Raw genomic sequence first — 12,536 nt, forward strand, 5'->3', positions numbered from 1 at the left:
CCAGCGTGTCTTCCACGCCAATACGCCGACGTCGGGATTTGAACCCGAGTCACGGCCGTGACAGGGCCGCATGCTGCCGGACTACACCACGTCGGCTGGCTGATCGCCCCGGCCGGAATCGAACCGGCGACCTCTGGATTCAAAGTCCAGCGTCCCTCGCCAGCGGAGACTCCGGGGCTGGTGAGCGGATCGGCGATCCGCGACTCTCGGTGGAGAGAGCTGCAGCTATCTCTGCGGGAAGTGATGAGTACCGACTCCGAGGACGCTCAGCGCGTCTGGAGCTGGCCGCTCCTTGATGGATCGACCACGAACCAAAATGCCGCGAGCACCATCCTCACGACTGTCCCACTACTGGGCAGCAATCGTGTTCGAAGATGGATGCAGGCGGTCATCCCGTCTTCCCCAGCTCCGGACGGGTACTCCGTGTGGGAGCCAGGTTATGCGGGGTGTGGTGTCCGGCTACCGCCGGCGGACGTCTGGCGTTCGCCTTTGGCTTGGAGCCAGCGGTTACCTTCCAATATATCCACACGCTGATCGCGTAGATATTCGCCGACGACGCGACCCGCGGCTAAAAGGGGGCTGACAGGTCGCGGTGTGTGGCGAATGTCGATCATTGTGTGGGAAACCTCGTTGTTGCGGGTTGTCTTTGACTTCAGTTACACATCAATATGGCAGGTGTATTAACTCTAGCCATGGTGTGTTACCAATACACACGAAGTGAATAGCATCCAGAAGCCCTTGAGCTCCGCTTATAATCTACCATGTGATATCCAAGAGCGGTATTAGTAGTTATTCTGACTATTTGTTTCATTTTCACCCATGAGTTTAAATACATTCTGGGGCATTATGAGACAATATGATCGGTGAACGAGAATTGCGGGTTCTTTCAGATCTTGACTCACCGAAATACCTCCGAGAATTGGCGGCGGATCTAGATTACCGTGAGGACACGGTATCAGAGACGCTTGGTATCTTGGAAAAAGTAGGTCTTGTAAGAAAGAAACGAACAGCCCAAGGGACAATTGCTGAGCCAAGTGATGCACGGTGTATCGAAATTTTCCAGTCACTAACAGGAGCGAATCCACACATTGATCTTCCGGATCTGCTCACAAAATCGATGTTGAACGTTCTGTATTATCTGAGCAGCGAGAATCCGTGGACTGCAACTGAACTCGCAGAGCGCACAGGTCACGCTCGCGCGACAATTTACCGTAATCTACGGACACTTACGAATCGAGCAATGGTACTCAAGGACCGAAGCCAGTACAGGCTAAGCGAAAAATTCGAAGACCTTCATCGCTTTGCGTACGAACTCCGACATCATCTTCACCGCGTCAAAATTAAACGACACGTAGGAAATGGGGCTCTCGTTTGGGAGTCTCACAAAGAGTTCCTCCTTCGTACCGAATCAGAGGTAGATCATTCAGCATACCATCGAACGGGACTTGATGCCTTCGCAGAGTACGAACTCCAATTTTTTACAACATCTGAACACTATTACTTCTATTCCGAAGAGCGCAATTCACTCACTCCGGCTGATCTGGTTTGTCACCTACTGCTTATAGAAAACGACTCACGACATCGAAAATATGCCCTGTTGCTTATCGTTGAGGCAGGATTATCACAGGAGCGTGTAGAGGAAGCCGCGAACTATTACGGAACTGAGGACATTGTGTTACCGTTGCTGAGATTTCTCAGTACCGAAGGAGAGGGTAACTCAGATGAGACACCAAGATGGAAGGAATTCAAAGAATTAGCTTCTGAGTATGAGGTTGAACTATGAGCCGGGAGCCGACATTTGGATCAACCGGAATCCGTGACCAATTTAGTGAACTTGCCGGCCTCATCAACAGGGAGTTGACCGTATACCTGATCGGCGGTGGTGCGCTAACTCTAATGGAACTCAAGAATGCCACAAAAGATATTGATTTGATTGTCCGAGACCAGTCTGAACTGAAATGGTTGTGGGATGTTCTCATTTCGGCTGGCTACGAGCCAGAGGATGATCTCTCAGAGGCGTATGAGAAACTCGATGCCGCCTTCATTCTTGAAAAGGATCGTCGTCGTTTTGATGTGTTTCATGAACAGGTAGCAGGTGTTATCTATCTCAGCGACGCGATGGTGTCTCGAAGTCATCATCTATTCGATGAGGGCGAACTCTCGGTCAGAAGAGTATCGTTAAACGACATTTTCCTATTCAAAGCGGTCGCCAATCGGGATGATGATGTTGACGATATGATTCGGATCGCCGAAGCCGGAATTGACTCAATAGTAATCGTCGAAGAAATCGAGACACAGCTCGATTTTATTGAAGGGGATGCGTTCATCGGGTCGATGAAACATAAACTGGATCGACTGAAGGACGAGGGATATATCTTCGATATCCACGAGGAAATTGAAACGCTATATGCCAGCTCCCAAGACGGAGTAGCAGTCAGCAATGCTATGACTTCACTTTTGGAGCATGAATATGACGACAATCTCTACGCTGGCGTTCCCGAATCCAGAATTGAGCAGCAGGTTGGTGAAGAGACAGCTTCGTCTGGGATAGAATGGCTGGTACAGATTGGAAAAATCCAGCGTGCTTCAGACGGATCACTTATTTTTTCTGACTGATGTCTCCACCGACTGAATTTTTATAAGAGAAATAGATAAACGGAAAGACTGGGATATTTCACGACGAACGTATTTTAAGCCTCTTTTTTAAATAATGTTTGAAAAACATCGATTGAACAGGGAGTAGATAGACTTTCCAAGATGGAGTAATTTTCGGCCTATCAGGTTCACAGTCCAGCACGTTGCTGGGCATCAGCACAGCAATAGATACAACCAGTACGGCAGTCGGATAACACCATCATCCACCTCTTCAACGGGCTGGCCACTACGAACAGTATCTCCTGTAATGAGGAAGCCAAGTGGCGTCTCGTAGGTTTGTCTGAATTCTTGCACGGCAGCGAGCGACGCTTCCTGGTCGCGTGACTGATAGGCCAACCCAACGGGAACTGGGTTTTCATCCACTTCGAAGACGAAATCTACCTCGCCGTTGCGGCCGCGCCAAAACTCGACAGCTGGCGTCGAGTCACTGCCCTGCGCTGCGTTGATGCCGTATGTAAATCGCATGGTGTGGTCGAATGCTGCGATGCGTGCGAGGTCAGCCTCCCGATCGAAATCGTTGCGAACTGTCGAAGCGTCTCCATCGGCGAGCGCCGTCACGAGGCCTGTATCACGCAGGAATAGTCGAACTCCGCGGGGCCTGCTGTTGTCGTATTCCGTGACGCCTGACAACAGATACAGTTGGTCCAGTGCAGGGAGATAACTGTCGGCGATCGTCCGCCGATCGACATCGAACAGTTCGACGAGCTCCTGATACCGGAACGATTCGGCTGCTCGGTTCCGAGCTGCGAGCGCACACAGTCGCTCGAGATCTGCGACCGTCTGGATGGATTCGAAGCCCGGTACTTCCTGATACAGTGCGTTGCGCACGTCGTCGCGCAGGCGTGCGTAATCTGACGATGTTAATTCGGACGCTGACGCGACGGCACCGCCCTGTTCGTAGCTGATGATCCCGCCCATTGCGAGGTACTCGACAACCTGTGACTGGATGCGGCGTTCGACAGCCGCCACCTTGTCGTACTTTCGCTGCAGTTCCGCAACGAGCGGTTCGATCTCGCCACTCTGGAGAGCGGTCGGTAGACTGTGTTCTCCACTCCGCAGCGATGTCGGGCTCACGCGCGTGTCCTCTACCTCGAAGTCTGGATACAGTGTGAAAATATAGTCGCGGAATTTTTCGGGCAGAATTGGTTGAATATCGTACGTTGGCGGTGACATTGGGCTATTCTGGAGTTCCCGATCGATCTGGACGCCAGCACTCGCAGTCACCGCGACGTGTCGGCCCGCCATATCCTCAAGGAGTTCTGTCACTGGAACGCCCCAGCCGTCGATTGTCGGTTTGTTCGGATGCTCGATCAGATGGATGTCGTCGATAAAAATGAAGTGGGGGTAGTCGGTATCGACTCGACCCAGAATGCGACTTTCGTAGTACCGAACTGCGCGCTGGAGTTGTTCGTCCGACTGTAACTGATAGAGTGGGTCTGCGTCGAAGGGGAGATAGAGAAATCGTTCCGGGGCTTGGCCGGCATCGATCCGGTTGCGGATGAACTGATGCAACAGTGTCGTCTTTCCGACGCCCTGTCGACCGACCAGTCCTAGGAGGGGTTGATCTTCGAACTGGCTGCCGGATTCATCGGGACGCGCGAGATGATAGAAGTCACTCTTCTGGCGATCAGGGAGGGAAAAGGCCGCTGTGCCGTCTTCCCACCACGGATTGTGTTCGTGCAACGACCGGACGAGCGCATCCCCAGCGTCGAAAGCCATTATTTCGTTGCTGGACAGTTGGGTGCCCTCGAAATGATTGTTTCGTCTTGATACCACACAGTACAGCGGAGGTTATTCACATCCAAGCCGGGTTCTGTCGTATCTACTCCGTCTCGATCCGGATTAATACGCATCGGAGTGTGTCTTTTCCCGAGTCTACTCTCCATACAGTGCATTATAGCGAAGACTTTATAACAATTTGGTTCATAGAAGTGAGTAGGATGGGAGCAAAAGAGACATTGTAGTGGTGATTTCCGCTCTTCGATTCCAGCGAGAAATGAGACACGATCGGAGACCACCCGCTGGCTGTCCGGGGCACGGCAGCTACCATCGACAATATGAACACGACGTACACTGACATCGGGGAAGGGAACCGCCGCACCATCACAGTCGAACTACTCAGCCGCCAGAATATTGCGACCGAGGGCGACCACGTCGAGCAGCTGATCGTCGCTGACCGAACGAGAGCCGAGTTCACCATACTCGTCCAGTCTGGTGAGATCGATGCAGATCTGGAAACAGGAGCGAGGTACAACATCTACGGATTGCTGGGAGCAAATCCCATCGACGGAGCAGCGGATCTACAAGCCGAGTGTCCGCACTGTGGCGGGCAGATTCGCTCGGGACAGGCTGTTGACACAGTCAACCATGCGATCGTCGCAGCCGCAGCAAAACTCGATCTCACCGATTCATTCGGAATTATTGACCGTCAGGCATCTCTGCATGGAGTTTCGTCGGATGACGCGCTCGTTGACGACTGGAATCCGATGGCAGCGGACAGTCAAGCTACGACGCCAGAATACGTCTGCGAGTCCTGCAACCGAGAAGTAGCACCGCACGAACTTCAAACTGGACAGAATCAGGAGTATGGTGCAGGACTGCTCAAGTCACCCGAGCCAGTGTCCAACGCAGCCGCCCCTAAGATGTCGAATCAAGAAACGGTCGGGCTCGCCACGGGCGGGGCGAAAGACGTGACCAATTTCCGGGAGAACATCGCAGAAGAGTACACGCCCCAGCCCGAAGCGATCAGTGACGAAGGGCTGTTTTACGACTACTATTTCGAGACCGGTGAAAGAACTGCATCAGATGCGCTGTTCGCCCCACGCTACGCAGCTGCCAGGAGCGAGCACCCGATCAGCGGGGATACCGAGCAGTATCTCTCGGTCGGACTCGATTCAACGCTCTCTGTCGACGAGTTCGACCGCCCACGGCTGGATCTCGTTGCTGTCCTCGATGTCTCGGGCTCCATGGAGAGTCCATTTGATGCCTACTACTACGACGAGCACGGGACCAGACACGATGTCGAAGACGGCGCAGAAACGAAACTTGACGCCGCGACACAATCACTCTGTGCGCTGACCGAGCAACTCCGGCCAGAGGACCGCCTCGGGGTCGTCCTCTACAACCACCGCGCTCACGTGGCAAAACCGCTGCGTGATGTCGGGACAACTGATATGCCCGCGATCCGCCGCCACATCCGTGAGATCGCAGCCGGTGGGAGCACCAACCTCGCGGATGGATTCGAGGCGGCCGTCGATATGCTCGTCCGTGACGAACCCGACCCGCGCGTCGAACGCCGTGTCGTCTTCATGACCGACATGATGCCGAACACCGGGACGACGGGAGAGAGTGAACTCACCAGACTGTTCGGGGATGCAGCCACCGACGGGATCCACACGACGTTCATCGGGATGGGACTCGACGCGAATGCGGAGTTGGCAGACACCCTGTCGGGCATCCGCGGTGCAAACCACTACTTCATCCACTCGGCAACGGAGTTCGAACGCCGACTCGGTGAGGAGTTCGACTACATGGTCACGCCGCTGGTGTACGACCTCACCCTCGAACTGGACGCTGATGGATACGAGATAGAAACAGTCCATGGCTCCCCGTCGGCGGACGCGGAACGTGACCAACTCATGCACGTCGGAACCCTGTTCCCTTCGGCCAAAGAAGACGGCGAGGCGCGGGGCGGCGTCGTGCTCGTCCGATTGGCAGAGACAGACAGTGGTGGAAATCTGGATCTGGTCGCTTCGTGGACGGAGCGCGACGGTGGCGAGCACACCGAGCGTGTGCAGGTTGAGCTCCCAGCGGAGACTGAGACATACGCACACAGTGGGATTCGAAAAGCAATCGCGCTCGCCCGGTACGCCGACGAACTTCGAACGTGGGCCGCTGATCTCCACGAGCGGGCAGATGCAGCGACTGGCGTGGATGACTGGCTGCTCACGGACCAGCCCGGTCAGCACGAACGGGAGTCCGTGCCGCTGGTTGTTCCCGACCGGTATGTCGATCGGTTCCACGATCTCCGCGACTATCTCGAAGCGGAGATGGACGCAGTTGGCGATAAGACGCTCCAGCAGGAAATCGAACTGCTCGGAACGCTCTGTGACACCGGTGAGCAGCGACGGACGGAGGTGCGTGAGTGATGCTGGTGTTCGCGTTCGACCGTGACTGGACGGTGGACGTGAACCCGCGTCCAGACCACGAGGCCGTCCCGCTGGAGTGGGTCCGCCATCTCGCTCACGAAACCGAGCACGCAGTTTACGCGATTGGGAATCAGGAACTGGTCGAGGAAGCTGCAATTCCGGGTGTTGTCGATATCGTCGGGCGCCATCCGGACGACTGGGACCAGTGGCTCGGCGAGAAAGGGCCAGACGGCTACTACGAACGGTTTCCGAGCCGCCGCGAACGACTGGCGCTCATCGCCGATCTGCATCCAGCGGCAGATGACTACGTCGTCGTTGATGATATTGATCTCGATGATGTCGATGGCTGGCATCACTACTATGCCTGGGACTTCGTACCAGCCGTCAAGCAGGGAGACATTGACAGCGATCTCCCCTGGGTCGAGGCACCCGGTACTGGCAGTGATCTCACCACAGCGGCAGAGACTGCTTCCTCGGAGAGACAATCATCCTCCCTCGATAGCGACAGAACCGATCCAAACACTGAAGAATCGTCGAATAGGACGAAACGTGGGCCAGCAAACCCCTTGATAGATCGTTCGATGAGTGCCCTGTTCCAACCCGAACTGGACGGGGCATTCGAGATGCTGGATTCCCGCCACCGGCGCCTGATTCTCCTGGGATTGAACCGTGGTATCGTCGAGACGATGGATGATGTACTGTCGCAGGACGTATTCGATGGAGAGGCAGACGAGGTGATATTGATCCACAACCATCTCCCAAAATTAGCGAAGGGAGGCTACGTCAGATGGGACCGTTCAACAGGAGAGATATCGAGAGGACCCAACTTTGGCGAAATCGAACCGCTTCTCGATCTCATCGACACCCATGCTGATGAACTGTCACCGAAACTGCTTCAAGGTGATTAGCATGAGAGATGTGAAACCGGATCTGGAACGTGGAACCGAGAGTTGGGAGAACAGTGAACAGCTTCGTCCGGAATCAGCACTCAGAGAGGGCGGTACCCCGTATAACGGTCCTCGTCTGATAGGTCCATCGGCTGAATTACGCACGCCAGTGGGTGAGCGACGATGACCGATGAATCCACGCGAGTGGGACTCATCTCAGATGTCCACGGCAACGCTGTCGCATTAGAGGCAGTGCTCGACGACATGGGGGCCGTGGACACCGTTGTTTGCGCTGGCGACATCGTTGGCTATGGACCGTCTCCAGAGGAATGTCTCGACACAGTGCGTGGCCGGGATATTCCGACCGTCGAAGGAAATCACGAGCGGGCAGTCGTCGCGGGACGCCCCTACGAGTCAGGTGATCGATATGCCTGGAAAACGCTTTCCGAGTCTGACCTGCAATGGCTGGAGGCACGTCCCCGAGAACGCCTGCTCTTCGACGGTCGTCTCAAAGTTGTCCACGATCATCCAGACGAACGGAACCGATACACCATCCCGGAAGCGTTCGATCCAGCACTGCTTGACGGGGAAGATGTCCTCGTGCTCGGGCATACCCACATCCAGCATGCGGAGGTGTTCGACGAGGGAATCGTCGTGAATCCCGGCAGCGTCGGCCAGCCACGCGACGGAGATCCGGATGCTGCCTACGCTATCGTCGATTTGGACGAATTGACAGTTGATCTCCGGCGTGTCTCGTACGATATCGAACGTGTCCAGCAGCGTATCAGAGACGCCGGAATTGCCGAACACAACGCTGAGCGACTCGCACAGGATCGATAACGCAGTAGAAACAGTAAAGCTACCCCACTATGCCACTATACAACCTCACGTACCAGTTTGAATCGGACGGCGGGAATATCGAGTACAAGACCGCCCAGCAGGTTCAGAAGGAAGCGGAAACCCACGGTATGGAGATAAAGCCAGTTACGACCGGCCTCGATATTGACGGAGATACCGTAGGCGGGACTGTCGTCGTTGATATCGCAGACGATGTCGTTCCAGCAGATGTCTTCGAATCCGCAGATGCGATTTCTTCGATCCCAGTAGATAGAGAATCCGAGGGCGACAACGGTGAAAACTCAATTGAAGCACCACCGGCAGATCCAGAGCCTGCGATGGACGTACACCGGTTCGAGTCGAACAGTGAAGTGGCGGCTGTTCTTGCTGACGTAAGTGAGACGCCCGGGCGGGGCGCACTCTTCCATGCGGATCTCACCCACTGTCAACCATTCAAGCGGGATCTATGGCTCGTCACAATTCGTAGCGAGACAGTTGAGAGATCTGAACTTACGAAAGCTGATCTGCTTGCGTTCTACTTCGAGCATCTCGACTTGTTTGAGGATACGCCCTCGCTCAAGATTGGTGTCTATCATGGCACTGCTGAGGCGCCGATCCAACTCTCCCTCGTGGCTTCACTGACTGATCCAGCGGATGCCCAAAAACTCGCACAACAGATCAAGAGTCAGAGTCCGACGAACTTCTACCGGTTTGAGCTGACGAAAAAGTCACTGGTCGTCGGTGAAGCGACACACGGACCGGGCCAGATCGAGGCGATCTTCCAGAATGCTGCAGGCGACGAACTCTCCAGTCGGGAGATAGCGTACCGACGCTGGCACGAGGAACTCGCTGCGAGCTATCACCCACTCGGGATCATTGTAGAGGGTGAACTGTATCGGCCTGTGCCCGGAGACAATTCGACGGATGCCGATGTTGGAGAACCTCTCGTCCTTGCGTCGTACCGTGATGGGAACGGCAAGCCGTGGCAGTTCGGGCTGACTCGCTACGATAATCAGTTACTCATGACGCAGGCGAGGGCCTCGCCAGCCAAGTTCGATCCCGTCCTGAAGCGGTTCCCGATCGAGACACAGGAACTCGGTGACGAACCGCTTGTGTTCAGCCACACGGTCAGTCGACGTGTCTGGTCGGAGGATCCACAGAATCTGCATATCCAGTCACAGCGAAGTGAGGGACTCATCACACAGTTCGTGTACAAGAATTCTGCAGGGTGGCATCTGATCCAGCCGAAGGCAAACCGCGATCCGGATGAACCAGCGGACGCGGCGTTCGAACAGACCAGACTTGACGGCGTCTCGGTCCGGTCGTCAAAACTCTCTGCTAACACTGACGGCGAGACGAAGGCAACGGTGGAACACGAATATCAGATTGCAAATGATGTGTTCGATGCGTGCGAGTGCCTATACGCTCTCTCGTATTACGAAGCAAACGAGGAATCGTTCGACCGGCTTCAGTGGGAGATCGCTGATGCCACGGCGTACGAAATCGTGAACGACAACCCAGAGTGATACGATGAGTCTCGAAACAAACGCCAGAGGCTGTCTGCTCGGGCTGGCCTGTGGTGATGCACTCGGACGACCAGTCGAGTTCAAGAGTGCTGCTCAGATCAAATCACAGCACGGCACCGTAACGGAGATGCTCGGCCACGGGACGCACGGACAACCCGCTGGGACCGTCACGGACGATACCGACCTAGCGCTGTGCATCGCGCGTAGTCTCGTCGAACAGGGAACGTTTGACGGACAGGATATCGCTGATCGATTCTACGAGTGGTACGACAGCGACCCGTTCGATATCGGTCTCATGACGGCCGATGCCATCCGGGAGTACGGCGATGGAACGGCGTGGCGTGACGCCGGACGGGAAGTCTGGCACCGCCGCTCCGAAGGGTCAAATGCCGGGAACGGCAGCCTGATGCGGTGTGCACCACACGCGATTGCCTTTGCTGACGACTTCGACACGCTCACTCAGGTGAGTCGGCAGTCCTCGAAAATCACGCACTACGATCCGCGATGTGCGTACGGGTGTGCAGTGCTGAACTACACGATCGCTGGCTACCTCCAGGGCGAGGACAGCCCCTTCGAAAATGCACTCGCACATGTTGAACCCGATGCCCCGACTGAACTTGTCGAAACGCTGCGACTCGTCCCCGATCAGATCGATGACTCGCAGTTGCAAACCAGCGGCTACGTTATCCATACACTGCAAACAGCGTTGTACGACGCGCTAACGGCAGACAGCGCCGAGGAGGCCATCGTAAGTGCAGTCAACCGTGGTGGTGACACCGACACGATCGGTGCCGTCACAGGGGCGCTTGCTGGTGCACGCTTCGGGAGCAAGTCACTCCCCGATCGGTGGCTCTCCACCATTGAGTATCAGGAGGATATCGACCTCCTCGCGCAAGCACTGGCTACGACAGATATCGACCCACCGTGATTGCTGACGAGATACATGACCATTATAGGCGTGTGAGCCACTCTCATTCAGAGCAAGATTGACTGACACAAGTATTATGCTTGCACCTTTGCTTGATGTAAAGAGAGAGGGGCCTGCGGCGAGTTATTATGGACTTTCTGAACTCTGACTCCGAAGCTTCGGGAGGAATCCTCCCAGAAGGAGCGTGGACAGTCGACCGGTTCAACCACGAAATCGAGCGTGTGTTGAACGATTCACACGACCGGTTTCCGACTCACGTTATCGGTGAGATTGCTGAAGTTGACCATTACCACTTTGGGACGTTTTTCGAACTTCGGGACCTCGACGAGGAGCCGGTCATTTCCTGTCTGGCGTGGGCAGATCAGGTCTCTGGATTCGACCACGAACTTGCGGAGGGAACGAAAGCAGTCGTCGAAGCCACCGTGGATTTCTATCCCAACCGCGGTGATTGTCAACTATTGGTGTTCGATTACTGGCCCCTCGGCGAGAGCGCCCGGCAAGAGCAACTTCAGGCACTACGCAACCAACTCGAACAGGAGGGACTGTTCGACGAGGAACGGAAACAGTCAATCCCGGCATACCCGGCGTGTGTTGGCCTCGTTACGTCTCCGAGTGGGTCGGCACGCGAGGATACCTGGGCAGCGATTTCTGATCGGTCGCCCCGTACGACTGTCAAACTCCACGGCGCAACCGTCCAAGGCGAGGATGCTGTCCGGTCGGTAATTACGGCCATTCAATCGCTCGATCACGACTCAGCCGTCGAAACGATCATCGTGACTAGGGGTGGTGGCTCGGACACTGATCTCTGGTGTTTCAACGCCGAACCCCTGGTGCGGTGTCTGGCCGCCTGTGCGACGCCAGTGGTCGTCGCCATTGGCCACGAAGATGACGAGACGCTCGTCGAGTACGTCGCTGATGCCCGGGCGATGACACCGACCGAGGCAGGGGTCACAGCCACGACGCCCGTCGAAACGGTTCTTGAGCGACTTGCGACGACGGAGCAGGGCATTGACACTGCGTATCAGACGCTGGCCGAGGAGCACTTAGAACAAGTCGACCGCCGGATCGAGACCGCTGTCGACAGCCTGCGTCAACAGCATCTGCAGACACAGTCAGTGCGACAGCGAGCGAGCGATCTCGAACAGCGCATCGGTACTGCGTACCGGACACTCGTTGAGACACGTCTCGAAGCGATCGACTCTCGGCTCGACCAGCATCTACAAGAGCGTGAACTGGTGGCGGAATCCGAGGCAGCGTCAGCGCGAGCAGCGCGGAGACGGTTGTCGGATCTCGAAGCCAGAATCGATGGTGCGTATCAGACACATGTTGAGCGGATACTCCAGCAGAGCGAACAACGAATTACTGATGCGTATCGGGAACTCGAAACCCAGGCTCGCATCACAACGAGTACGGCTGAAGCCAGAAAGCTTTGCTCAGTAGAATCGCTAGCCGGCGGAGCGGCTAGGCTATCTTGACTGGGAGCGAAGCGACGGACGAAATGAAATCGGAAATCCGTCGCTTCACTAGAGAGTGCGTGAGGCTAGCTCAAATGATT

Annotated in this window: 9 protein-coding genes and 2 tRNA genes; 8 read left to right on the forward strand and 3 right to left on the reverse strand. The window is 55.6% G+C overall.

Going from position 1 to position 12,536, the window contains the following annotated elements:
• Positions 1-23 precede the first annotated feature (23 nt).
• Positions 24-96 (reverse strand) — tRNA-Asp (locus EOW68_RS04785).
• Between the two features lie 7 nt (positions 97-103).
• A tRNA-Gln gene (locus tag EOW68_RS04790) sits at positions 104-179 on the reverse strand.
• Positions 180-856: 677 nt separating this feature from the next.
• Here EOW68_RS04790 and EOW68_RS04795 point away from each other — a divergent pair.
• Positions 857-1,783, forward strand: coding sequence for a helix-turn-helix domain-containing protein (locus tag EOW68_RS04795; protein ID WP_128224021.1), 927 nt, complete (start codon positions 857-859; stop codon positions 1,781-1,783).
• A complete protein-coding gene (locus tag EOW68_RS04800; RefSeq protein ID WP_128224022.1) occupies positions 1,780-2,616 on the forward strand; it encodes a DUF6036 family nucleotidyltransferase in 837 nt (278 codons plus the stop codon). The genes EOW68_RS04795 and EOW68_RS04800 overlap by 4 nt, the downstream gene beginning before the upstream one ends.
• A 192-nt stretch (positions 2,617-2,808) precedes the next feature.
• Here the strand turns inward: EOW68_RS04800 and EOW68_RS04805 are convergent, their stop codons facing one another.
• Positions 2,809-4,374 (reverse strand): ATP-binding protein, encoded by a 1,566-nt coding sequence (locus tag EOW68_RS04805; RefSeq protein ID WP_128224023.1) that lies wholly within the window; start codon positions 4,372-4,374, stop codon positions 2,809-2,811.
• Between the two features lie 338 nt (positions 4,375-4,712).
• On the opposite strand from EOW68_RS04805, the gene EOW68_RS04810 reads away from it, so the two are divergent.
• The 6 genes from EOW68_RS04810 to xseA all read left to right on the forward strand — a co-directional run bounded on the left by EOW68_RS04810 (position 4,713) and on the right by xseA (position 12,456).
• A complete protein-coding gene (locus EOW68_RS04810; RefSeq protein WP_128224024.1) occupies positions 4,713-6,803 on the forward strand; it encodes a vWA domain-containing protein in 2,091 nt (696 codons plus the stop codon).
• Positions 6,800-7,711, forward strand: coding sequence for a hypothetical protein (locus EOW68_RS04815; RefSeq protein ID WP_128224025.1), 912 nt, complete (start codon positions 6,800-6,802; stop codon positions 7,709-7,711). The genes EOW68_RS04810 and EOW68_RS04815 overlap by 4 nt, the downstream gene beginning before the upstream one ends.
• 162 nt (positions 7,712-7,873) lie before the next feature.
• On the forward strand, positions 7,874-8,530 hold the full coding sequence (locus tag EOW68_RS04820) for a metallophosphoesterase family protein (RefSeq protein WP_128224026.1): 657 nt from the start codon (positions 7,874-7,876) through the stop codon (positions 8,528-8,530).
• Between the two features lie 29 nt (positions 8,531-8,559).
• A complete protein-coding gene (locus EOW68_RS04825) occupies positions 8,560-10,053 on the forward strand; it encodes a hypothetical protein (protein ID WP_128224027.1) in 1,494 nt (497 codons plus the stop codon).
• Positions 10,054-10,057: 4 nt separating this feature from the next.
• Positions 10,058-10,981: an ADP-ribosylglycohydrolase family protein gene (locus EOW68_RS04830; protein ID WP_128224028.1), complete on the forward strand. Its 924-nt coding sequence runs from the start codon at positions 10,058-10,060 to the stop codon at positions 10,979-10,981.
• Positions 10,982-11,109: 128 nt separating this feature from the next.
• Positions 11,110-12,456 carry an exodeoxyribonuclease VII large subunit gene (gene xseA / locus EOW68_RS04835; RefSeq protein ID WP_128224029.1) on the forward strand — a complete coding sequence of 449 codons (1,347 nt, stop codon included), beginning with the start codon at positions 11,110-11,112 and terminating at the stop codon, positions 12,454-12,456.
• Positions 12,457-12,536: the final 80 nt, after the last annotated feature.

Origin of the sequence: Halovenus amylolytica (assembly GCA_004015825.1) — an archaeon.
GTDB classification, from domain to species: domain Archaea; phylum Halobacteriota; class Halobacteria; order Halobacteriales; family Haloarculaceae; genus Halovenus; species Halovenus amylolytica.